The organism is Thiohalospira halophila DSM 15071 (assembly GCF_900112605.1).
Classification (GTDB): domain Bacteria; phylum Pseudomonadota; class Gammaproteobacteria; order Thiohalospirales; family Thiohalospiraceae; genus Thiohalospira; species Thiohalospira halophila.
The window spans coordinates 23,528-46,749 of the sequence record NZ_FOMJ01000012.1 but is presented as its reverse complement, the minus strand read 5'-3'; the positions used below and the strand labels follow the sequence as shown (position 1 = coordinate 46,749).

At 64.7% G+C, this 23,222-nt stretch carries 20 protein-coding genes and 1 pseudogene; 2 read left to right on the top strand and 19 right to left on the bottom strand.

What is annotated here, in order from left to right:
* The 19 genes and pseudogenes from BM272_RS12865 to dapA form a co-directional block, all read right to left on the bottom strand.
* Positions 1-238, bottom strand: a 238-nt coding sequence (locus BM272_RS12865; RefSeq protein ID WP_143613289.1) for a helix-turn-helix domain-containing protein, incomplete at its 3' end; no start/stop codon positions are given.
* A 49-nt stretch (positions 239-287) separates the two neighbouring features.
* Positions 288-590: a hypothetical protein gene (locus tag BM272_RS12860; protein ID WP_093429205.1), complete on the bottom strand. Its 303-nt coding sequence runs from the start codon at positions 588-590 to the stop codon at positions 288-290.
* A 172-nt stretch (positions 591-762) separates the two neighbouring features.
* Positions 763-1,470: a M48 family metallopeptidase gene (locus BM272_RS12855; protein ID WP_093429204.1), complete on the bottom strand. Its 708-nt coding sequence runs from the start codon at positions 1,468-1,470 to the stop codon at positions 763-765.
* 4 nt (positions 1,471-1,474) lie between these two features.
* The gene (locus tag BM272_RS12850) at positions 1,475-4,735 is read right to left on the bottom strand and encodes a type I restriction endonuclease subunit R (protein WP_093429203.1); all 3,261 of its coding nucleotides are present in this window, start codon (positions 4,733-4,735) and stop codon (positions 1,475-1,477) included.
* 22 nt (positions 4,736-4,757) lie between these two features.
* Positions 4,758-5,834: a type II toxin-antitoxin system antitoxin DNA ADP-ribosyl glycohydrolase DarG gene (darG, locus tag BM272_RS12845; protein ID WP_093429202.1), complete on the bottom strand. Its 1,077-nt coding sequence runs from the start codon at positions 5,832-5,834 to the stop codon at positions 4,758-4,760.
* 10 nt (positions 5,835-5,844) lie between these two features.
* Positions 5,845-6,489 (bottom strand): type II toxin-antitoxin system toxin DNA ADP-ribosyl transferase DarT, encoded by a 645-nt coding sequence (darT, locus tag BM272_RS12840; protein WP_093429201.1) that lies wholly within the window; start codon positions 6,487-6,489, stop codon positions 5,845-5,847.
* Positions 6,486-7,058: a DarT ssDNA thymidine ADP-ribosyltransferase family protein gene (locus BM272_RS12835; protein WP_093429200.1), complete on the bottom strand. Its 573-nt coding sequence runs from the start codon at positions 7,056-7,058 to the stop codon at positions 6,486-6,488. Before BM272_RS12835 ends, darT begins: the two co-directional genes overlap by 4 nt.
* Positions 7,059-7,109: 51 nt before the next feature.
* A pseudogene (locus BM272_RS14250) lies at positions 7,110-7,493 on the bottom strand (type I restriction endonuclease); the annotation flags it as partial.
* Positions 7,486-8,778: a restriction endonuclease subunit S gene (locus tag BM272_RS13645; RefSeq protein ID WP_143613287.1), complete on the bottom strand. Its 1,293-nt coding sequence runs from the start codon at positions 8,776-8,778 to the stop codon at positions 7,486-7,488. The pseudogene BM272_RS14250 and the gene BM272_RS13645, both read right to left, overlap by 8 nt.
* Positions 8,771-11,503, bottom strand: a complete 2,733-nt coding sequence (locus BM272_RS12815) for a type I restriction-modification system subunit M (protein ID WP_093429198.1) — start codon at positions 11,501-11,503, stop codon at positions 8,771-8,773. The genes BM272_RS13645 and BM272_RS12815 overlap by 8 nt, the downstream gene beginning before the upstream one ends.
* Before the next feature lie 67 nt (positions 11,504-11,570).
* Complete coding sequence (gene parC / locus BM272_RS12810) at positions 11,571-13,820, bottom strand: DNA topoisomerase IV subunit A (RefSeq protein ID WP_093429197.1); 2,250 nt, start codon at positions 13,818-13,820, stop codon at positions 11,571-11,573.
* A 72-nt stretch (positions 13,821-13,892) separates the two neighbouring features.
* Entirely contained in the window at positions 13,893-14,150 is a 258-nt protein-coding gene (locus tag BM272_RS12805; RefSeq protein WP_093429196.1) for a YkgJ family cysteine cluster protein, read from the bottom strand.
* 1 nt (position 14,151) lies between these two features.
* Complete coding sequence (locus BM272_RS12800) at positions 14,152-14,763, bottom strand: class I SAM-dependent methyltransferase (protein WP_093429195.1); 612 nt, start codon at positions 14,761-14,763, stop codon at positions 14,152-14,154.
* A 26-nt stretch (positions 14,764-14,789) separates the two neighbouring features.
* Positions 14,790-16,688 (bottom strand): DNA topoisomerase IV subunit B, encoded by a 1,899-nt coding sequence (gene parE / locus BM272_RS12795; RefSeq protein ID WP_093429194.1) that lies wholly within the window; start codon positions 16,686-16,688, stop codon positions 14,790-14,792.
* A gap of 213 nt (positions 16,689-16,901) precedes the next feature.
* Positions 16,902-18,938: a HAMP domain-containing methyl-accepting chemotaxis protein gene (locus BM272_RS12790; protein WP_093429193.1), complete on the bottom strand. Its 2,037-nt coding sequence runs from the start codon at positions 18,936-18,938 to the stop codon at positions 16,902-16,904.
* Positions 18,939-19,037: 99 nt separating this feature from the next.
* A complete protein-coding gene (gene purC / locus BM272_RS12785; RefSeq protein ID WP_093429192.1) occupies positions 19,038-19,763 on the bottom strand; it encodes a phosphoribosylaminoimidazolesuccinocarboxamide synthase in 726 nt (241 codons plus the stop codon).
* A 47-nt stretch (positions 19,764-19,810) separates the two neighbouring features.
* Positions 19,811-20,569, bottom strand: coding sequence for an MBL fold metallo-hydrolase (locus BM272_RS12780; protein WP_093429191.1), 759 nt, complete (start codon positions 20,567-20,569; stop codon positions 19,811-19,813).
* 1 nt (position 20,570) lies between these two features.
* The gene (locus tag BM272_RS12775; protein WP_093429190.1) at positions 20,571-21,143 is read right to left on the bottom strand and encodes a hypothetical protein; all 573 of its coding nucleotides are present in this window, start codon (positions 21,141-21,143) and stop codon (positions 20,571-20,573) included.
* A 2-nt stretch (positions 21,144-21,145) separates the two neighbouring features.
* Positions 21,146-22,021 carry a 4-hydroxy-tetrahydrodipicolinate synthase gene (dapA, locus tag BM272_RS12770; protein WP_093429189.1) on the bottom strand — a complete coding sequence of 292 codons (876 nt, stop codon included), beginning with the start codon at positions 22,019-22,021 and terminating at the stop codon, positions 21,146-21,148.
* A 158-nt stretch (positions 22,022-22,179) separates the two neighbouring features.
* Here dapA and BM272_RS12765 point away from each other — a divergent pair, with 158 nt between their 5' ends.
* Positions 22,180-22,710: a glycine cleavage system transcriptional repressor gene (locus tag BM272_RS12765; protein ID WP_093429188.1), complete on the top strand. Its 531-nt coding sequence runs from the start codon at positions 22,180-22,182 to the stop codon at positions 22,708-22,710.
* 13 nt (positions 22,711-22,723) lie between these two features.
* On the top strand, positions 22,724-23,194 hold the full coding sequence (locus BM272_RS12760) for a peroxiredoxin (protein ID WP_093429187.1): 471 nt from the start codon (positions 22,724-22,726) through the stop codon (positions 23,192-23,194).
* Positions 23,195-23,222 lie beyond the last annotated feature (28 nt).

The window sequence follows — 23,222 nt, the reverse complement described above, 5'->3', positions numbered from 1 at the left end:
CGATCTCCTCATACAGCGGTGCCGTCACCTCCTCGGTGGTCGGCTCCTTGCGGCTCTGCCCGGCCTCGAACAGGTCCGGCAGGCCGTCGAGCAACTGCCGCTTCCACTGGCTGATCTGGGTCGGGTGAACCTGGTACTCCTGGGCGATCTCGCTGGCCGTCTTGTGGCCCTTGGCGGCCTCCAGGGCCACGCGGGCCTTGAGGTCGGCACTGAGTCGTTTGCCTCGTCCTCGGGACATGGGAAGGCTCCTCTGCTTGAGCCGAGGATAGCCTGCCAATCTTTACTTCTCACCTGGTCCGAAAATCGGGGTCCACTTCAGTGCGCTGTTCCTCGTCGTCGGGGTAGCGGTCGACGAGGCGCTGGTGGATCACGAGCATGCCGCTGGTCCGGCCCAGGGTTTCGGGGTCGGGCTCCAGGGGCCGCCCCTTCTTGTGGGCCTGGAGCGCCTTTTTGTCGCGGGGCGATAGCCCCAACAGGGTGAGCTTCTGGCTATCCTCCAGACCCCAGCGCCGCATCAGGGTCAGGACCATGTAGGCCAGTTGGGCGCGTTCCTCTTGCGAAGGCAGTGCGGGTTGTTCGGCCTCGGCCATGTTTTTCCTTCATCTCCAAGCTGTGCGAGAAAGCTCAGATCAATCAATCCAAAAACTTCCCATCAACCCCCTGCAATCCCCTTCACCTTCTGGAATCCCTTGGGCAGGGTCCAACCGGGGTTGCGCGAGCCCATCGCGTCATCAGGCAGGGCCGAAGCACCCTCCCAAAGCCTCAGAGGTCCAAACTGGCACCTTGCTTGCGCAACCAAGCCTTCCTGTCGCGCCAATCCGGCATCACTTTGTCCACCTCGTTCCAAAAGGCGTCAGTGTGATTGCGATGGTGGAAGTGGCAAAGTTCGTGCGCGGCAATGTAGTCAATGACTTTCGGTGGGGCCATCATGCACTTCCAGTGGAAATTCACCACGCCACTGCGCCCGCAACTGGCCCAACGATACCCCATGTCCTTGACCCGGATACTGGAGACCTCCACGCCTACCTTGGGGGCGAGGTGGGCCACTCGGTCGGCAAAGCGTTGCTGCCCCTTATCGACATAGAACTGCTTGAACGCCTCCCTGGCTGCTTCAGTACCACCCCGCTCGATCACTTCCCGACTGAGGCAGAAGCGCCCATCCTTCAGCTTTAACGGCCTATCCTGCCCGGATACCAACGCCAACCGATAAGCACCGCCGAGATAGAGGAAGGTTTCGCCATTGACCCACTCTCGGGTCACCGCCGTGGCATTCAGATCCTTCCATTCGGCCAAGTTGCGGTAGATCCACATGCGTTTGTTATCTACTACCGCATCCACCTGCTCCGGGGTAAATCCCGCTGGCGGTCGCACCACCACTTTGCCATCGCGTTCGATCACGATGTCCGTGGTCTTGCGTTGTTCTCCAGGGAGCAATTGATACTCAATGCCTCTCACGCGACGAGGTGTCATTGGGCTACTTCTCAGTTTCCCGGTCCTTAAGCAAGGCCTCATGCCGGTTTTTTGCCAGTTTCACGATCTCCACCGCGATTCGCTCCCGGTTCCTTTTCAGTTCAGGGATCTCCGTGAGGGTCAGGGCCGTCTTGATCTCGCTGCGAGTCCGCTTCTGCTTGTCGCTGTTTTGCCAGAAGTCGATGCTCCCGATGCTTTGCTGCAAGGTGTCGATTATCGTCGCCATCAAGGTCTTCATCTTCGGCTTGGCTTCTGCCGGCACCTCGCCGCCCTCGAAGGCCTCATTGGCGATGTGCTCGTAGAAGGTGGTGGCCTCCCGGCCCATCCCTTCTTCCCCGTGCTGCCTGCCTTCCGCCGCTTCCTCGCGCAGACTTTCTAATTCCTCGGCCAGCTTTTCCCACTGACCCTGGTACTGGTCGATGAGGTGCTCGACCTTTTCGGACAAGCTCTTGTAAAAAGCCGGGTCTTCGTCGTGATGCACCGTGCAGTGCTTGCGGATGGCGTGCTCCATCTCGCTGGCCTTGGCCTCTGCATCGCCGTCCGCATGCTCATTGAGCTTTTCCATAAAATCATCGGATAAAAGCTCCACCGGCGGCACCTTGGGATTGATACCGAGGCTGATCAGGTGCTCGTTGATCAGACCCCGTACCTTCTCACCGGCATCGCCCAGGTTCAGGGTGTCGTCCTTGTAGCGCTCTTTTGCCACCCGCTGGATGTAACCCAGGCGTCTGGCCGGTACCCGATACGATTGCCCAGCGGCATGCGGCAGGATGATGTCCAGGCTAGCCAGGAACTTCTTCAGGTAGACATCGAAATCCGCCCGGATCTTCTCGTCCTTGAGCAGCCTGACCGCCTCGTGGACCACCGCCGCATCAGCCTCAACATCGGACAGCTTGCCTTCCGCGAAATCCTGAATCTGCCGGACCTTGTGCTCGGAAAATAACTGCAGCAAGCGCTGATAGCGCTCCTGCAGCACCGGCACCTCGGACGTGATGTTCTTTAACCCCTCAGCCAGCTCCTGCTGCTCGTCGGTGGCCGCGTACAGGGTCAGCGCCTCCGTGAGCTTGTGGGTCAGGCCGATATAGTCCACCACATAACCGCGCTGCTTGCCCTTCTTCACCCGGTTGGTGCGGGCGATGGCCTGCAAAAGCGTGTGCTCGCGGATCTTCTTGTCCAGATACATCACCTGTTCGATGGGCGCATCGAAGCCGGTCATCAGCATGTCGCAGACCACCAGAAAGGCAATACCGCTGTAGGGCTGGTCGGGATCGTCAAAGGCGAAGGGCTTGCAGAAGTTCCCCACCGCGTTCCAGGCCCGGGCCTGCTTGCGGGCTTCGGTCACCCAGGCGGCCTCATTGGTGCCGTCACCGGAAATCACCACCGCCGCTTTCAGAAGCTCGATGCGGCGGATCTCCTCCTCGTCCGGTTCCGGCTCGGCGCGCATGGCCGCCACTGTATCGGCCAGCGCCCGGTGGATGGCCTGCTGGTAACGCACCGCCGCCAGCTTGGATTGGCACACCACCTGCGCCTTGAAGCCGTTGGGAAAGATATGCTCCAGGTAGTGCTGGACCATGTCCTTCGCAATGGCCTCGATGCGCTGCTCGGCCTCCAGGATGTCGCCCGTGGCGCCATACTTCTTCTTGATCGCCAGCAGTTCTTCCTCGCTGCGCTCACGGAACAGATCCTCGAACTTGTTCTCGAAATCCGCCTTTTCATTCAGCGCCGCATCGGCAGTACGTCCCTCGTAGAGGATCTGCAGCGTGGTGCCATCCTCCACTGCATCCATCAACTTGTACTGGTCGATATACTCACCGAAGCGCTTCACGGTGCGCTTCTCGCCGTGGCGCTCGGTGATCAACGGCGTGCCGGTGAAGGCGATGCGCGCAGCGTTGGGGAAGGCCTCGAAGATGTTCTCACCGAGATCCGAGCTCTGGGTGCGGTGGGCCTCGTCGATCATCAGCACGATGCGCGACGAGGGATTGACCACCCCGAAGGTGTCCTTGCCCGGCATGGCCTGATAGGTACCCAGCGCCTCGGCCACAGCGGTCGGCAGACTCTCATCCGCCACCTGAAACTTGTGCGCCATCACCATGTTGATGTCGGACTGGTCCGTGGCCAGGTCCCGGCGCAGCGACTCACGGCTGTCGACCACGTTCACCCGCCCCCCAATCAGGGTGGCAGTCTTGGCCAGTTGGTCCTCCAGGTCCACCCGGTCATTGACCAGAACGATCTTGTAGTCGTTCAGATCATTCGAGGCGCGCAGCATGCGCGCGACGAACACCATGGTCAGGCTCTTGCCCGAGCCCTGGGTGTGCCAGATAACGCCACTTTTCTCCTCGGCCGTATGACCATGGCGCAGGCGTTCGAGGATGCGTCCGGCGGAACGGAACTGCTGGTAGCGCCCCACCACTTTGATGCGTGGCCCCGCGTCGGTGTCCATGAACACCGAACAAGTCCGCAGGAGTTTGAGCAGGTTCGGCTTGTTCAACATGCCGGCGATCAGCCGCCGGTGCGGGCTCAGGCCCTCGGCCTCGCTGTCGTCCCGGGGCCAGAGGGTCTTCCAAGGGTAGAAATGCTCCTCACCAGAGGTGATGGTGCCGTAATCCGCCTCCGCGCCGCTGCTGCGGATCAGCAGCATATTGCTGTGGAACAGCCGCGGCTCGCCCTCCTTAAATCCCTGCCTGGCCGTATCCTCGCGGCGGTTCATGTAGCGCTGCAACTGGTGGAAGGCCTCTTCCATAGGGTTGGCACAGGTGGGCCCGCCCTTCTTGCACTCCACCACCGCCAGGGGGATGCCGTTCACGAACAGCACGATGTCCGGGATAATAAACTGCTTCACGCAGCCGGGGGTGTCGATGCGGAACTGGTTAATAGCCAGGAAATGGTTATTCTCCGGCGTGTCGAAATCGATCAGCTTAACCACCGGCTCTTCCTCGCCGGTCTCCTCATTCACGTCCACTTGGGCCTTGAGCAGCAGCTTCTGCACCGCCTCGTTGGCCTCTAGCAGGGTGCGGTTGGGCTGGCGCAGCACCTGCTCCTGCAGGTCCAACAACTGCTTGTCCGTAAGCCAGGTTCCGCTACCCGCACCGGGATTAATCGCGGCCACTGCCTGGGTGAACATTTCTGGCAGGAGCCACTGGCGGAAAGACGCGCGGCGGCTCCGGGCCGGGTCGGACGGTATCTCCTGCCCCTGGTCGATAACGTGCCAGCCCAATCCCTGCAACTGGCGCATAAATGGCTGCTCAACCTCCGTGTACTCACTCATTGATGGTCTTCCAATACATTCATCAGCTTGCCGCCTGCAAAGGAACCTGCCGCAGGCGATCCAGAGCCAGTTCCAGTTTTCCCATGTCAAATAATTCGAGCTTACGGCGGGCCCAACGCTCTCCCGCTGGCCAGTGACGGACACCTTCCAGTAAGGCTTGGGGTTCGGGCGCCACTTGTTCCTGGGCCAGCAACCAATCCACAGTAGATAACAGTTCCAAGCCATAAGGGGACTCGAAGCCATCAATCAGCTTGGTGGCTTTCTCCAAAGCGGGCAAATAGGCATTTGCCTCGGTTTTGAGGTACAGCTCCACCTTGTCGCGTTTGGAATCGTTAAACCAAATAGTATCCAGCGGCTCGCAGTCACTGATACGTTTGTCGCATTTCAGATAGCCACCATCCAGCGAATCCAATAGATGGCGCAACCGGTCGGCATAGGGCCCGTAGTTGTTGGCGACAAATCGCAAGTCCAGAGGCTCAAGCCCTTCGGCCTCAATCGCCCGCTCCAGAAACCAGGCTAGCTTCTGTATTTCCAGTAGGCTGCACTCCATGCCCAGTACCCAATAGCGGCGCACCAGTTCGGCAATCAGGGCGCGGGCGGGTGTAAGCTTTTCCACGCCCTTGGCTTTTGCGACATTCTGATACTGCGTGGTGGGCTCATACACCACTACACGCACCCCCTCTAGATCGCCCAAGGCCTGTTCTATATGCGGTTTGACCGATGCCCAGTCCAGGCCGCCATTCCCGGCCCCCAGAGGTGGGATGGCAATGGAACGCACGTGATGCTGCTCAACGAACCGACGCAGATCGGCAAGGCCCTCAATGATCCATTCCATTCGGGATTTGGAACGCCAGTGCCGCTTAGTGGGGAAGTTGACAATCCAGCGCGGCCCCATCAGTTCGCCTGTCTCGGTCACAAACACCCTACCGGTCTGCACCTCTCCCGCCTTGCAAGCCTGGACATAGGCGGCTGTGTTAGCGGGAAAGCGTTCCTTGAACATCAGCGCAATGCCCTTGCCCATCACCCCAACCGTGTTCACGGTGTTCACCAGTGCCTCTACGTCGGCATCAAGGAGGTTACCCGTTGTGTAGGTGATCATGGCATTCTCCTCAAAAATACCACTGCGGCATGTGGTGTACGTCCAGTTCGACACCCAGTCCGGCCGCGTGTTCTAGTAATTCACTCTGTACCTCTGCGGTGTAGCATACCGCCCCCCGCAAGGCCTGAATGGGCACATGCGCATGGATCAGTGCCTCGGCTTGGTAGCGTTCAACCTTTTCCGGGTCGTTTGGATCACGTTGAAAGTTCCGCTGTTGCAGGATTGGCCAGTCGATGGCGTTCAGGTGTTGGAGGTCATTGTAGTAGTTCGCGGTCACGGTGTATGCGTGGCGGTCGGTAAAGACATAGGGCAAACCCATTTCTTCCACCTTGTGCAAGCTGGAGACCAGGATCACAATATCTTCGTTTGCCACAGTCGCAACACCGCCCCGGCCGGTGTAAATGTTGTACAACATGGGCGAAAAGGGCGTAAAGTAGAAAGGCACATAGTCGTTCAGCACACCTCCCGGTGGCAGGGGCACCTCTCGATGGGCACGGCGATCGATCAGCTCCTGATTGCCAATAGTCACCCAGTTGGGTGAACGCGCACCACCGTTACCCGCATGCAACCCGTTGGCCAAAATCCACGGCAGGTTCTGACGGTGGGTAATCCGCCATATCAGAGCCTTGCTGGGATTCAGATTCTTATATCTCATTGGCGAAACATATTCGGATTTGCTACCACCTCAAGCGATTGCCCACGCGCTGAAGCTTCACTTAATACTAGGTCTCTTACCTGCTCCGTTGAAACAAAGATCTTGAAAAAATCAGAAACACTGACAGGTTCAGGTGATAAACACTCAGCCACACAGACACTCTTGCAGTCAGGGTCGTGGTAATCTCTTAAATCCATCAGATCCCAGTCAATAATCTCAAAGCCTTCTTGATAATCGTATATTTCAAACCCCTGCCTGCCTAAAGGGTGGCTAGGTATAATCTTCCAGTTTCTCTCTTCGGCGAGAGTGCGGTGCACCGTTACCAAGACGAAATCCTCGTGCGGCTGATCATTTTGCACACGCCCGTCGAAGGGGTTACGCGAAAACCAGTGGAAAGGAACATAGCCATCCAGATCATGCTCGCCACGCCCGGCCAAAATTTCTGCATCAGCGACATCGCGGAAGTTGTCCAAAGCTGCTCGTGGCTGAAGGCCGCTATCCAGAATCGCCCCAACATTGGCCAGGCTCGTCAGGTGGTAAAGTAGCTTTTGATCTTTTATGGATGGCATGGTTAACCCCTCCTCCTTTACTTCCGTGTATTAAGACGTGGGCAACCTCAGATACGTATTACCCGTCGCATCGAAGTCGACCAGCCGCACCACCGGGTCCTGCTCGCCGGTCTCCTCGTTCACGTCCACCTGGGCCTACAGAAGCAGCTTCTGCACCGCCTCGTTGGCCTCCAGTAGGGTGCGATTGGGCTGGCGCAGCACCTGTTCCTGCAGGTCCAGCAACTGCTTGTCCGTCAGCTAGGTGCCGCAGCCCCCGCCGGGATTGATCGCCGCCACCGCTTGGTTGAACACCTCCGGCAGCAGCCATTGGCGGAAAGTCGCGCGGCGGCTCCGGGCCGGGTCGGCCGGAATCTCCGGGCCCTGGTCAATGATGTCCCAGCCCAGCCCCTGAAGCTGCTCAAGAAAAGGCTGCTCGACTTCCGTGAACTCAGACATGCGCGGCCTCGGCTTCGTCCTCCGGCTCGGCCTGGACCGGGAGCTTGCCGGTTAGGAGGTCGTGCATCAGGCCGGATTTTTGTTTTTGCAGTTTTTCTAGATTTTTCTTTTCGGCCTCAATCCTTGAGACCGCGCATTCCAGAAGATCTGCAATTTTTTGTTGTTCATCTTCATCGGGTTTCACTGCTGGTAGCTTCCGAATTTCGCCAAGATTGATTCCCTGAACGGCCACACCCAGCGTATTAACATCATAGTGGCGACGAGCGGATTCACTTTCCAAGTAGTAGCTGTAAAACCTATTAGAGCCAGCCGAAACATCTATTCGTGCCGTGTCTTGAGTGATGTTTGCCCCATCCAGATCATTAGGAACTATACAAATTCTCCCGACGCTCCCCCTGATCGTGATTAGAATATCTCCAGATTTCAGCCTTGATCTCTGGTACTCCTGATCAATCTCTGGCGATGTTAGGAGCAAGCTTTCCAAATTAACCATTCGGTCATTTATGTCTTTCACCTTGACTACAGGCACGCCGCCCTCATGGCCGTATCCCGGCATAAGTATTCCGTAGACAATTGGGCGCGCGGGATTAACTATTTCATTCAGCCTAACAATCGACCACTCCTTCGGAAGCCACCCAATCGGCGTTTCCTGATACAGCTCCGGGGCCTGTTCGCGGGGCGGGCGGAGTTGGCCGTCGGGGCCGATGCCGCGGGTAAAGAGGTCGTGCATCAGCCCGGCCTTGATCTGCTGATACTTGTCGATCAGCGCCTCGGTCTTTTCGATGGCCCGGTCAATGGTTTGCACGATGCGGGCGATTTTCTGCTGTTCACGCTCTTCCTTGGGCAAAGGGACGATTATTCGGCCGGTATCCTTGCGATTGATCTCCAGGAAAGTGCTACCAGCTGCATACCGTTCAAAATGCCCCTTTAGCCAGGACAGTTGGTAAAACAAAAACACCCCATCAGTGCCCGACTTAGGAACCACATTCTTGAAGCCTTGGTTCGTCGCCAAAGGTCTCGCCGCGATCCTGATTTCCCCTATTGTTGCTCTTGATGTCAGGAGAAGTGCGCCCGCCGGAAGAAGTTTCGCGGACGATGAAGCAAGCCCCTCTTCGGTTATGGTCTCGTAGGTATCGAAGATATAGTTGGTTTCTGATGCTGTTATGTCTGAGGGCGTAACCCAAGGTATATCGCCACCCCAAAAGGAGATATTGGTGCGAGATGGGGTACCCCCACTCGAGATCTCCGCCAGCTCTTCAAGTGGGAGTTCGGCCCACTCACTCATAACCCAACCCCACCAGAAACTCCTCCAACTGCCGTGACACCTCGTCCCGCTCCGCCTCGATCTGGCGGGCGGTGACGGCGTACTTTGCCCAGAGGTTTTTCACCGCGCGGATGCAGGCGCGCTGCTCGGCGCGCAGGTAGCCCTGGTAGGTGTTCAGCAGCAGGGACTTGAGCCGGTCGATGATCACGGTGCGGGCCTCGTCCTCGGAGATTTTCTCGCGGGCGCTCGTCACCAGCGCGTCGCGTTTGTTCTCAATGGCCTTGAGGGCAGCCTTGAGCTCCTTGGCCTCGTCCTCCAGGGCCTTGTGGCGGGCCAGTTGGTTCTCAATGCTCTGCGCGGTATTCCGGGCCTGTTGCCCCTGGGCCACCGCCTCGCGCAAGGGCCCGATCCACTCGCTATCAAAGCCAAGCTGTTCGGCCAGCTCGACGATGCGTAGGCCGTTCTGGAACTCGGCGTCTTTTTGGGTCAGCCCCTCGGTGCAGTAATAGCCCTTCTTGCTTCCCTGGGGCAGTTGCTCGGCGACCTTCAGATCGGCGTAGAGGTTCGCGGCCAGCTCTTTGATCGTCTTGAGCTGCTGCTTCCACTCCGCATTGGCGGCCTTGAGCTCGTCGCGCTTGCTCTTGACCTCGTCGCCGGGCAGCACCCCGGTGTCGTCACTGTCCTCGAAATTCTCCTCGTCGGCGGCGGCGAACAGCGCCTGCAGCTCGGCCAGCCGGGCCTGGGCCTGTTCCTGCTCTTCCAGCACCTCGGGGAACTGGCTTTGCAGGATGTCGTCCTCCGGGATCAGCTCCGGGCCCCAGCCGCTGGCAGCGATGGACTTGAAGTCGGCCTTGAGGCTGTCGAAGAAGCTGGCCAGGGCGCCGCGCACCTGGAAGGTGGTGAGCAGGCCGTTGTCCGCCATGGCGGCCTCCATGCTCGCCAGCAACTGGGTGCGCATGACGTAGACGTTGCGGGGCCGGGCCTGCTGATTGGCGGCATCGGGCGCCAGGGCCTCGACCACGGGCAGGTTGTCCTGCCACCAGGCGTCGAGCCGATCCATGACGGCCTGGTTGGCCGCCGCCACGCCGGGGTGGTCGTTGATCACGGCGGCGATATCGCGCTTATCCGTGAGCGCTGGGGCGAAATCCCAATACTCCGCATCCCGGGGTACGAATAGGGCGTCCTTCAGGCCGCTGTAGTTGGTCCAGTAGCGCTCCAGGCTGTCGATCTCGGCCACGGGCACGCCGCCGTGCAGGTGGGCGCGCACGTCGTGGGGCTCCGGCGGCGGGGCGTTGTCCACGTAGCGGCGGATGTTGCAGTTGTAATCCTCTGCGCGAATCTCCTTAACCGGCACCGGGCGGGCATAGGCGGGGATTTCCTCGCCCTGGCGGTAGGCGTAGACGATCTTGTCGATGTCCTCCGGGCGCAGGTGGTTCTGGGCCTTGCCTTCGCGGTATTCGCGGTCGGCGTTGATGAACAGCACGCTGTCGCGATCCCGGGCGCCGGCCTTGTTTAGCACCAGGATGCAGGCGGGGATGCCGGTACCGTAGAACAGATTGCCGGGCAGGCCGATGACTGCCTCCAGGTAGCCCTGCTCGATGAAGTACTTGCGCGCCTCGCGCTCCTCGCTACCCCGGAACAGCACCCCGTGGGGCATGACAGTGGCCATGCGGCCATCATGCTTGAGCACGGCCAGCATGTGCTGGACGAACATCAGATCCGCCTTCTTGCCCTTCTCCGGCATCATCACTGGGAAGCGGCCGGGGGATTTCAGGTCCTTCTTGATGTAGTTCTGGCTGAAAGGAGGATTCGCGACCACGCGATCGAACCGCTTGAGTTCATTGTTCTCGTTCCGGTGCTGCGGCTCGCGGATGGTATCTTCCTGGCGGATGTCGGCGTGGGAGATGCCGTGCAGCAGCATGTTCATCTTGCAGATGGACCAGGTGGTACCGATCCGCTCCTGGCCATAGAGCGGCAGCTCCGAGGCGTCGCCGCCCTTCTCGCGGAGAAAATCGCGCATCTGGATCAGCATGCCACCGGACCCCGCGGTGGGGTCGTAGACACTCATGGACTCTTCCGGGTCACAGACCTCGACGCAGAGCCGGACCACTTCCCAGGGGGTGTAGAACTCCCCGGCCTTCTTGCCGGCAGAGTCTGCGAAGTACTTGATCAACCACTCGTAGGCCGCCCCCAGCAGGTCCGGAAACTCGAAGTCCTCGTCGCGCAGCGGGATCCTGTCGAAGTTCTGCACGAAGTCGGCCAGGGTGTCGTCGTCTAGCGTTTGCTGGCCGATCTTGCGGTTGAAGTTGATGCCACTGAGCACATCCTGAAGGGCATCTGGATTGGCATCCTCAATGGCCGCCAGGGCCTTGTTCAGGGTGGTGCCGACATTTTCCTTAACGTGTTTGAGGGCCGGCTGGTCGACAATCTTCTTCTCGCCGTCCTCAACCACCTCCTCCTGCCACGGCTCGTTCCACCGGGCGCGCGGCGGCACGTAAAAGTACTGGCCGGAATAGTGATCCGGGTCCTCGAGCTCGACGGCGATGTCATCTTTGGTCATGCCCTGCGCCGCGAACTGCTGGCGCAGCGCCTCGCGGCGCTCGTCGAACAGGTCGCTGGCCCGCTTGAGGAACAGCATGCCGAACACATATTCCTTGTATTCGCTGGCGTCCATGCTGCCGCGAAGATCATCGCACGCCTGGAGGAGCAGACTTTCAAGGCGAGGAAGCGTCAGTTTTTGATGCATAGGTCCTTCTTAGTAACTGTTCCCACCTTAAGGTAGCCCGCGTCCGGCCCAATGGAGGACCACCAGGCTACCCCGCCGCAATCCCCTTCACCTTCTGGAATCCCTTGGGCAGGGTCTGGCCGCGCTTGCCGCGTTCGGCGGTGTAGGCGGCGAGGTCGTTGCCGGTGAGGGTGAGGTGGCGCTGGCCGGCGTAGACGGTGAGGCCGCCGCCCTGGGGGATGGTGGCGGTGGCGACCAGCCGTTCGCTGCCGGCCTGGTACTCCTTGGGCGGGATGCCGACGAGCTTCTGGCCCTTGCCGCGGGTCATCTGCGGGATCTCGCCGGCCGGGACGATGAGCAGGCGGCCGGCGCTGGTGGCCAGGGCAATGCGGTCGGTCTCCGGGTCCCCCAGGCGGGCGGGGAGCATGACCTCGGCCCCCTTGGGGACGGTGAGCACGGCCTTGCCGCTGCGGTTGCGCGAGCGCATCTCGCCCAGGGGCATGCGGAAGCCGAAGCCGGCGTCGGTGGCGAGTAGCCACTCGCTCTCCGCCGGGCCCATGAGGACGCCAGTGAAGGTGGCGCCGTCCGGCGGGTTCACGCGGCTGGCCAGGGGCTCGCCGTGACCGCGGGCGGAGGGTAGCTCGTGGGCGGGGATGGCGTAGGTCCGGCCGGTGGAGTCCAGGAAGATGGCCGGCTCGTTGCTGCGGCCGGCGGCGGCGGCGCGGAAGCCGTCCCCGGCGCGGAAGGAGAGGCCCTCGGGGTCGACGTCGTGGCCCTTGGCCTGCCGGATCCAGCCCTTCTCGGAGAGGATGACGGTGATGGGCTCGGCGGCCACTACCTCGCTGGCCTCCAGGGCGCGGGCGGCGCCGCGCTCCACCAGGGGGCTGCGGCGGTCGTCGCCGAAGCGCTCGGCGTCCTGCTCCAGCTCGGAGCGGATGAGGGCGGTGAGCTTGTCGGCGGAGGCCAGGGTGGCCTCCAGCTCGGCGCGCTCGTTCTCCAGCTCGTCCTTCTCGCCGCGCAGCTTCATCTCTTCGAGCTTGGCCAGGTGGCGCAGGCGCAGCTCCAGGATGGCCTCGGCCTGGCGCTCGGCGAGGCCGAAGCGCTCCATGAGGACGGGCTTGGGCTCATCCTCCTCGCGGATGATGGCGATGACCTCGTCGATGTTCAGGAAGGCGGTGAGCAGCCCCTCCAGGACGTGGAGGCGGTCGCGCACCTTCTCCAGGCGGTGCTCCAGGCGGCGCTGGACGACGTTGCGCCGGTACTGCAGCCACTCGGTGAGCATCTCCCGCAGGTCCTTCACCCGCGGCCGACCGTCCAGGCCGATGACGTTGAGATTGACCCGGTACTGCTTCTCCAGGTCGGTGGTGGCGAAGAGGTGGTCCATGAGCCGTTCGCGGTCGACGCGGTTGCTCTTGGGCTCGATGACGAAGCGCACCGGCGATTCGTGGTCGGACTCGTCGCGCAGGTCGGTGACCATGGGCAGCTTCTTCGCCTGCATCTGGCCGGCGATCTGCTCCAGGACGCGGGCGCCGGAGGCCTGGTGCGGGAGGGCGTCGATGACGATGTTGCCCTCCTCCACCCGCCAGGCGGCGCGGGCGCGGATGCTGCCGTGGCCGGTGGTGTAGATCTTGTGCAGCTCCGCGGCGGGGGTGATGACCTCCGCCTCGGTGGGGTAGTCCGGCCCGCGCACATGCTGGGTGAGCGCGGCGGCGTCGGCCTCCGGGTCGTCCAGCAGGTGGATGCAGGCGCTGGCCACTTCGCGCAGGTTGTGCGGCGGGATGTCGGTGGCCATGCCCACGGCGATGCCGGTGGTGCCGTTGAGCAGGACGTGGGGGACGCGCGCCGGCAGCAGCTCCGGCTCGCGCAGGCTGCCGTCGAAGTTGGCGGTCCAGTCCACGGTGCCCTGATCGGCCTCGCGCAGGAGCAGGTCGGAGAAGGCGGCCAGGCGCGCCTCGGTGTAGCGCATGGCGGCGAAGGAGCGCGGGTCGTCAGCGGAGCCCCAGTTGCCCTGCCCGTCCACCAGCGGGTAGCGGTAGGAGAAGGGCTGCGCCATGAGGACCATGGCCTCGTAGCAGGCGGTGTCGCCGTGGGGGTGGTACTTGCCCAGGACGTCGCCCACCGTGCGCGCCGACTTCTTGGGCTTGGAGGCGGCGGAGAGCCCCAGCTCGGACATGGCGTAGATGATCCGTCGCTGCACCGGCTTGAGGCCGTCGGCGATGTGCGGCAGGGCGCGGTCGAGGATGACGTACATGGAGTAGTCCAGGTACGCCTTCTCGGTGAAGTCGCTCAGGGGGCGATGCTCGACGCCCTCGTAGCTGATCTCGGTGTCACGGGACATGGGGTCTCCGGGCTGGATGATGGCGCTCGCCGCATTCTACCCACTGGTGGGCGTTTGCCCATACCGGTGGGTTCAGTCGGGCCGGGTGGCCGCCTCGAGGTCGGCGATGCGGACCAGGGCCTCGCCGCGGTACTCGCCGCAGAGTTCCGGGGTGGCGCTGAATTCGCCGCAGATGGCCGGGCGGCGGGGGTCACCGAACAGCGCGCAGAGGCGGTCGTCGGTGAGGTGGGGGCACGGGGTCCCCGCCGGCTTGCCGTCGGGCAGGCCGGGGATGGGGGCGGCGATGGAGATGGCGACGCAGCAGGCGCCGCAGCCGGGTCGGCACTCCACCTCAGACCCGCTGGAAGAGGTGGAAGCCGAAGGCCTGCTCGGCCCCGCCCGGCGTCTGGTGGATCTCGTGGCGCGATTCCAGCCGGTGGAAGCCCTCGCCCAGCTCGGTGGCCAGGGAGGGGGCATCGTAGCGGGCCACCGGCAGGCCGCTGCACTTCTCCGGCCCCTCGGGGGCGAAGGTGGCGATGATGAGGTGCGCCCCGGTGGGCAGGGCCGCCTCGGCGGCGGCGCGGTAGCGGGCACGGTCGGTGGGGTCCACCAGGAAGTGGAAGACGGCCCGGTCGTGCCAGAGGTCGAAGGTGCGCGCCGGCTGCCAGGCGGTGACGTCGGCCTCCAGCCAGTCCACCACCTCGCCGTGCTCGCCCAGCCGCTCCGCCGCGGTGGCCAGGGCGCTGCCGGCCAGGTCCAGCACGGTGAGGTCGGTATAGCCGCGGCCCAGGAGGTGGTCCACCAGGGTGGAGGCGCCGCCGCCCACGTCGATGATGCCGGCCTCGGCCGTCGCCCCGGCGGCCTCGATGAGGTTCAGGGAGGTGGTTGGCTCGCGCTGGTACCAGCTCACCTCCAGGGGCGAGCGCTGGGTGTAGACGTTCTGCCAGTGTTCACGACGGTCCATGGGCCCTCCGGCGCAGGGGGTCGGGGTCATTCCAGGACCTCGGCGCGGTCGCCCTTGCCTTCCAGCCATTCGCGGCGGTCGGCGGCGCGCTTCTTGCCCAGGAGCATGTCCATGATGGATTCGGTCTCGTCGCCGGGCTCCACGGTGAGCTGGACCAGGCGGCGGGTCTCCGGCGCCAGGGTGGTCTCCCGCAGCTGCTGGGGGTTCATCTCGCCCAGGCCCTTGAAGCGGGTCACGGCCACCTTCCCCTTGCGCTTCTCGGCGCCGATGCGGTCCAGCAGGCCCTCCTTCTCGTCCTCGTCCAGGGCGTAGAAGACCTCCTTGCCCACGTCCACGCGGTAGAGCGGCGGCATGGCCATGTAGACGTGGCCCGCCTCCACCAGCGGCCGGAAGTGGCGCACGAACAGGGCACAGAGCAGCGTGGCGATGTGGGCGCCGTCGGAGTCGGCATCGGCGAGGACGCAGACCTTGTCGTAGCGCAGGCCGGTGAGGTCGCCGGAACCGGGGTCGACGCCCAGGGCCACGGCGATGTCGTGGACCTCCTGGGAGCCCAGCACCTGGGCCGGGTCCACCTCCCAGGTATTCAGGATCTTGCCGCGCAGGGGCATGATGGCCTGGAACTCGCGGTCCCGCGCCTGCTTGGCGGAGCCGCCGGCGGAGTCTCCCTCCACCAGGAAGAGCTCCCCCCGGGCCGGGTCCTGGCCGGTGCAGTCGGCCAGCTTGCCCGGCAGCGCCGGCCCCTGGGTGACCTTCTTGCGGGCGACCTTCTTGCTCGCCTTGAGGCGCGCCTGGGCCCGGCTGATGGCCAGGCCGGCGATAGCCTCGCCGCTCTCCGGGTGCTGGTTGAGCCAGAGCGAGAAGGCGTCCTTGACCACGCCGGAGACGAAGGCGGCGGTCTCCCGGGCGGAGAGGCGCTCCTTGGTCTGGCCGGAGAACTGGGGCTCGCGCATCTTCACCGAGAGGATGTAGGCGCAGCGCTCCCAGACGTCATCGGGGGTGAGCTTCACCCCGCGCGGCAGCAGGTTGCGGAACTCGCAGAACTCGCGCAGGGCCTCGGTGAGGCCGGCACGCAGGCCGTTGACGTGGGTGCCGCCCTGGGGCGTGGGGATGAGATTCACGTAGCTCTCCCCCACCGGCTCGCCGCCCTCGGGGACCCAGGTCACCGCCCAGTCCACGGTCTCGTGCTCGCCGGCCAGGCCGTCGTGGAAGGGCGGCGCCGGGGTGTACTCCGCCTCGCCCAGGGTGGTGGCGAGGTAGTCCACCAGCCCCTGCTCGTAGAACCAGGTGATCTCCTCGCCGGTGGTGTGGTCCACCAGCTCCACGGTGAGGCCGGGGCAGAGGACCGCCTTGGCCCGCAGCAGGTGCTTGAGGCGGGCGGGGCCGAAGCGGGGGTGGTCGAAGTACTGCGGGTCGGGCCAGAAGCGCAGGGTGGTGCCGTGCTGCTTGGCCGGGGCCTTGCCGCGATCCTCCAGGGGGCCCTCCGGTGCGCCGCCGGCGAAGGCCTGGAACCAGCGCTTGCTGCCGCGCACGACCTCCACCTCCAGCCGGGTGGAGAGGGCGTTGACCACGGAGACGCCGACGCCGTGGAGGCCGCCGGAGAAGGTGTAGGACTTGTGGGAGAACTTCCCGCCGGCGTGGAGCCGGGTGAGGATGACCTCCACCGCCGGGACACCCTCCTCCGGGTGGAGATCCACCGGCATGCCGCGGCCGTTGTCGGTGACGGCCATGCCGCCGTCGTTCAGGACCTCCACGCGGATGCGATCGGCATGGCCGGCCACCGCCTCGTCCACGGAGTTGTCGATGACCTCCTGGGCGAGGTGGTCGGGGCGCTCGGTCTGGGTATACATACCCGGGCGCTTGCGCACCGGGTCGAGGCCCTTGAGCACCTCGATGGAATCGGCGGTGTAGTCGCCGTGGCTGGCCATGGTTGCGATCCCCGTGGGCGCGAAGAAGGCTGCAGGCTAGCGAGAACGGTCCGCGACGGCAAGGGCGCCCCGGAACGCAGGGACTGGAAACACCGTCGTTCCCGCGAAGGCGGGAACCTCGAAAACCGGGCCACCGGAGCCCGAACCATCTCCGCGGACCTGTTCTCGAGGTTCCGGACTGGCGCTGGCGCGCCATCCGGAACGACGGGGGGTTCAGCCGCGACCGCCGGTGCGGAAGTGGCCCACCAGTTCCTTGAGTTCATCCACCAGTCGGCCCAGCTCCTCGGCGGAGGCGGTGAGCTGGCTGGCATCCTCGGAGGAGCGGTCGGCGATGCTGGCGATCTCGGTGACGTTGCGGTTGATGTCCTCGGCCACGGCGGTCTGCTCCTCGGCGGAGGAGGCGATCTGGTCGTTCATGCCGTTGATCTTCGAAACCGACTGGGTGATCCGGCCCAGGCTGGCCTCGGCCTCGCCGGCCTTGGCCACGGTGTTGTTGGCCCCCTCGCGGGTCTCCTGCATGGAGCCGGCGGCCTCCCGCGCGGCGTTCTGCAGCTTCTCCACCGTCTCCCGGATCTCCTGGGTGGAGTCGTGGGTCCGGGTGGCCAGGGTGCGCACCTCGTCGGCCACCACGGCGAAGCCGCGACCGGCCTCCCCGGCCCGCGCCGCCTCGATGGCGGCATTGAGCGCCAGGAGGTTGGTCTGCTCGGCGATGTCGCGGATGACGTCCAGCACGCTCCCGATGGATTCGCTGTCCTGCTCCAGCCGCTGCATGACCTCGGCGGAACTGTTCACCTCGTCGGCCAGCTTGCGGATGGCCTCCATGGAGTCGCCCACCACCTGGCGGCCGTTACCGGCCTCGCCATCGGCCTCGGTGGCCGCCTCGGCGGCCTGGGTGGCGTTGCGCGAGACCTCCTGGACGGTGGTGGCCATCTCGTTCATGGCGGTAGCCACCTGGTCGGTCTGGCTCTTCTGCTGCTGCACGCCCTGGTCGGTGCGCTGGGCCACCTCGGAGGTCTGCTGCGCGGTGGCGGCCAGGCGGTCCACGGCGCCGGCCACGCGCTGCACCAGCTCCTGGATCCGGCCCGTGAAGGCGTTGAACGCCTGGGCCAGCTCGCCCACCTCGTCCCGGGAGTGGACCTCCAGCCGGGCGGAGAGGTCCCCCTCGCCCTGGGCGACGTCGTTCATGGCCTTGGCGGTCTTCTGCAGCGGCCGGCTAATGGCGCGGCCGGAGAACCAGGCCACCCCGACACCGGCGATGAGCCCGATGAGGACCATGATGAGGACGAAGCCGCCCACGGCCGCCACCTCGGAGCGCAGCTCGCCGCTGATAGACTCGATCCGCCGCTGCTGGTTGTCCACCAGTGCCTGGGTCTGCTCGTCGATGCGCTCGAGGATCGGGCTGAGCTCCTCGCGCAGGATCCGGACGTCCGTCCGCCAGGCATCCCCGCCCTGGATGGCCAGCATCTCCTGGAGGTTATTGGCGAATTCCTCGCGCAGGCGGCGGAACTCGTCCAGGGCGATCTCCTGCTCGAAGGTGTAGAGGTCGGAGTAGGCCTCCAGGTCCTCGAGCTTGCTCCCGGTCCCGTCCATGTAGAGCTGGATCTCCTGGCGGGCGCTGTCGCCGCGGAAGGCGAGGAAGGCGCGCACGCCGTTCATGACGTTGGCCCACTGGTAGCGCAGCGTCTCCAGCTCCATGAGGAACCGGCGCCGACGCTCGGTCACGGGCTGGCTCTCCTCCGACTGGATGGCCTCGGAGAGGTTCTGGAGCATCTGCTGGGAGAGGGGGTTGATGTTCTGCGCGGCGTAGGCAACGCCGGGGAAGTTGGCCGCGTTGTCGTCGGGCAGGGCCAGCAGCTGCTCGCGATAGCTCAGGTACTCCTGGAAGGCCGACTCGATGGTCGCGATGCGCTGGGAGAGCTCCTCGTCCCCGTTAACCGCATCCATGCCCTTGAGCTCCGCGAGGTCCCGCTGGACGGTCTCCACCGCCTTGTCGAAGTCGTCGCGGAAGCGCTGCTCACCGGAGAGGAGGTAGAACCCCAGGGCGCTGTTGGCCTTGTCCAGATGGTCCTTGAGGCCCAGGGAGGCGATGACCACCGGCTGGGCCCGGTCCACCACCTGGGTAACCTGGCTCTCGGTGCGCCAGAAGTTCACCAGGCTCACCGAGCCCACGGCGAAGAGGATCAGCAGGACGATGCCGAACCCTCCCCAGAGCTTGTGGCGAACCCGCATCCTCGATAGCAGATCGCGCATACCTTCTCCCCCTTGTGGTATTTTTCTTCCAGCCGCGACGACGGTCTTTTCGTTATATTGGGAATCGGCGGCTGATGATGGAACTTTAGGGCTCCCGCGCTAGCGCGCCTCCTCGCCGAGGGGGATGGCCAGGCGCCGGGCCACCTCCTCGTAGGCCTCGATGACGCCCCCAAGATCCTGCCTGAAGCGGTCCTTGTCCAGACTCTCGCCGCTCCTGGCATCCCACAGGCGGCAGCCGTCGGGGGAGAACTCGTCCCCCAGCAGCAGCTCGCCGTGGAAGCGGCCGAACTCCAGCTTGTAGTCCACCAGGGTGATGCTGGCGTCGGCGAACAGCCCGGTGAGCACGTCGTTCACCTGGCGCGAGATCGCCTTCATGGGCTCGATCTCGTCGGCCTCGGCCCAGCCGAAGGTGACGATGTGGGACTCGTTGATCATGGGGTCGCCCAGCTCGTCGTCCTTGAGGAAGAACTCGAAGATCGGCGGGTCCAGCTCGCGGCCGGGGGCGATGCCCAGCCGGCGGCAGAGGCTGCCGGCGGCCCGGTTGCGCACCACGCACTCCACGGGGAGCATCTCCAGGCGCTTGACCACGGACTCGTCGGCGCCGTTGAGGCTCTCGAAGTGGTTGGGAACACCGGCGGCAGCCAGGTGGCGCATGAGGTGGGCATTGAAGCGATTGTTCACCTCTCCCTTGCGCGCCAGCGCCTCGCGCTTGGTGCCGTCGAAGGCGCTGGCATCGTCCCGGAACTGCAGCACCAGGCGGTCGGGGTCCTCGGTGGCGTAGACCGTCTTGGCCTTGCCGGCATAGAGTTCTTCGCGCTTTTCCATGGTCTTCCCCGCTCGGGGTCTCCGCTGATGGTATGAGTATGCGGGCGTCAGGCCACGGTGAGCCAGTCCAGCCCGCTCTCCTGATCGGCGATGTGGATGGCCTCCTCGTCGCCGGTCACCCGCCCCAGGGCCGCCCGGGCGAGTTCCGGACGGTTGTTCCTGTCGGAGAGGTGCATGGCCGCCACGGTATTCAGCCGGGAACGGTCGAGGTCGGCGAGGATCGCCGCCGCCTGCTCGTTGGCGAGGTGGCCCTGCTCGCCCCCCACCCGCGCCTTGAGCGGGGGCGGATAGCTCCCCTGGCGCAGCATCTCCGGGTCGTGATTGCACTCCAGCAGCAGGGCGTGGACCCCGCCCAGCATGGAGCGGATGTGCGGGGTCCCGTGGCCGGCGTCGGTGAGCAGCCCCAGGCGGTGGTCGCCGTCGGTGAAGACGAACTGCGCCGGCTCGCGGGCGTCGTGGGGGACGGGATAGGGCTCCACGCGCAGGTCGCCGATGGTCAGCGGCGCGTGGCAGGAGAAGGTCTCCAGGTGCGGCAGCTCTCCCTGGCCGTGGTCGCGGGCGGTGCCGGGGGTCATGCGGACGGTGAGGTTGTGGCGCCGGGCCAGGGGGCCCACGCCGCGAATGTGATCGCCGTGCTCGTGGGTGACCAGAATGGCATCGAGGTCGCTGGCCTCCAGCCCCAGCCGGCCCAGGCGGCGCTCCACCTCGCGCACGGAGAAGCCGCAGTCCACCAGGACCCGGGTCCGCCCCGCCTCCACCAGGGTGGCGTTGCCGCTGCTGCCGCTACCCAGGGAGGCGACACGCATCTCAGAGGCGATCCCCCAGGATGCCGAGGATGCGGCGGGTCTCGTCGGTGGTCAGAGGGTTGCCGTCGGCGTCGGTCACCCGCAGGAAGACCGGCTCGCTGCCCTCCAGAACCAGCCGGCGCTCGCCCTCGCCGTCCTCGGCTCCGCCCTCGACCTCGCGAATGCGGATGACCCGCTCCACCCGATCCCGCTGGATCACGGTGAAGCCGCCAGCGGCCAGGGCAGCGGTGAGCCGCGACCAGACAGCGGCGCGATCATCGTCGATGCGCAGGCGCGGCGGCTCCTCGGCGGTGAGGCGGGGGCCATCAGCACGGTCGGCGGTGTCGTCGGCGGGCTCGCCCCGGGGCTCGGGCGGGAGCTGGAGCTGGCGCACGGCCTCGGCATCCAGCTTCTCGGCCCGGGCGACCTGGAGCAGCTCATACTCCGACTCCGCCTCGGGACGCTCCAGACCGGCAGGGAGATCCAGCGGCGGCGCGGGCTCGGCCTTCGTGTGTTCGGTCAGGCGGCGGTCGCCGCCGCAGGCGGTGACCAGGGTCGCCACGACCAGCATCAGCAGGGGAAGGATCCGGAACATGTTCAGAGAACGCCGGTTTCGCGCAGGGCCGCGCGGACCGTGTCGTGGTACTCGTGGGCCAGGGGCACCAGGGGCAGGCGAATGGCCTCACCCATGAGGCCCATCTCGTAGAGGGCCCACTTCACCGGGATGGGACTGGTCTGGCAGAAGAGTGCCTGGTGCAGCGGCCGCAGCCGGCCATCCAGATCCCGGGCACGCTCGGCCTCGCCGTTGCGGGCCGCCTCGCACATCTCGTGCATCAGCGCCGGGGCGACGTTGGCGGTCACCGAGATGTCGCCGTGGTAGCCGGCGATCATCGCCTCGCAGGCGGCACCGTCCTCGCCGGAATAGAGTTCCAGCCGGTCGCCGACCCGTTCCACCAGCTCCTGCACCCGCTCCTGGCTGCCATGGGCGTCCTTGAGGCCGATGATATTGCCGAAGGGGGCCAGCCGCTCCACCGTGTCGGTGGTCATGTCCACGCCGGTGCGGCCGGGGACGTTGTACAGGATCTGGGGGACCGGAACCGCTTCGGCGATGGCGCGGAAGTGCTGGTAGAGCCCTTCCTGCGGCGGCTTGTTGTAGTAGGGGGTCACCAGCAGGCAGGCGTCGGCGCCGGCCTCCATGCCGCAGCGGGTGAGCTCGATGGCCTCCTGGGTGGAGTTGGCGCCGGTGCCGGCGATCACGGGGATCCGGCCGCGCACCAGCTCCACCACTCGGCGGACCACCTGGCAGTGCTCGTCGAAGTCCAGGGTGGCCGACTCGCCGGTGGTGCCCACGGCGACAATGGCATCGGTGCCGTTGTCCAGGTGGAACGCGACCAGCCGCTCCAGGGCGGCGTAGTCCACCGACCCGTCGTCCGCCATGGGCGTGACCAGCGCGACCATGCTGCCGTGGAACATCCGATCTCTCCCGCTTGGCGCCGAATCCCGGCATGGTAGCGAGCCGCCCTTCGGGTGACAAGGAAGGGCCCCGGATGGGTCCGCCGGGGCCGTTTTCCGCCGCGCCTGAAAGGCGCTACACTCGAATCTCCCTTCAGGCAACGGCGTGAGCGCAAGCGATGGAAAACTACCTGGTCATCTCCGCCGTAGGCGCGGACCATCCCGGGATCGTCGACGACCTCGCCCGGGCGGTCATGGATACCGGCTGCAACATCAACGACAGCCGCATGACCGTCCTCGGCGGGGAGTTCGCCGTACTGCTGCTGGTCTCTGGCCCCTGGAACTCCATTGCCAAGCTGGAGGATGCCGCGCCCGGCATCGCCGAGAAGCTGGAGCTTCTCGTCAATACCAAGCGGACCAATCTGCGGGAAAAGGAAGGCCAGATGGTCTCCTACACCGTGGAGGTCATCTCCATCGACCAGCCGGGCATCGTCTACGACCTGGCGACCTTCTTCTCCCGGCGCGGGATCAATATCTACGACCTGACCACCGAGCGCTACGCCGCCGCCCACACCGGTACGCCGATGTTCGTCGCCCGGATGACCATCAACATCCCCTCGGACATCCGCATCGCCGGCCTGCGCGAAGAGTTCTTCGACATGTGCGACTCCCTCAACCTCGATGCCGTCATCGAACCGGTGAAGATCTAGGAGACCCAGCAAGATGAGCGACCCCCTCACCGTCGGCGATACCGCCCCCGACATCCGCCTGCCCGCCACCGGCGACCAGGAGCTCTCCCTGGCCGATTTCCGCGGGCAGACGGTGGTGCTCTACTTCTACCCCAAGGACAGCACCCCGGGCTGTACCAGCGAGTCCAAGGACTTTACCCGGCTGCACGACGAGTTCCGCAATGCCGGCGCCGTGATCCTGGGCTGCTCCCGGGACGGCGTACGCTCCCACGAGAACTTCCGCGCCAAGCACGATATACCCTTCGACCTGCTCTCCGACGGTAACGAGGAGCTTTGCAACGCCTTCGGCGTGCTCAAGCAGAAGACCATGTTCGGCAAGAAGGTCATGGGTATCGAGCGCTCCACCTTCCTCATCGATCCCGAGGGCACCATCCGCCAGGAGTGGCGCAAGGTGAAGGTGGACGGCCACGCCGACGCGGTGCTCGAGGCGCTGAAGGCGCTCTAGGACCTCCTATCCATCACGCCCCTCCGGG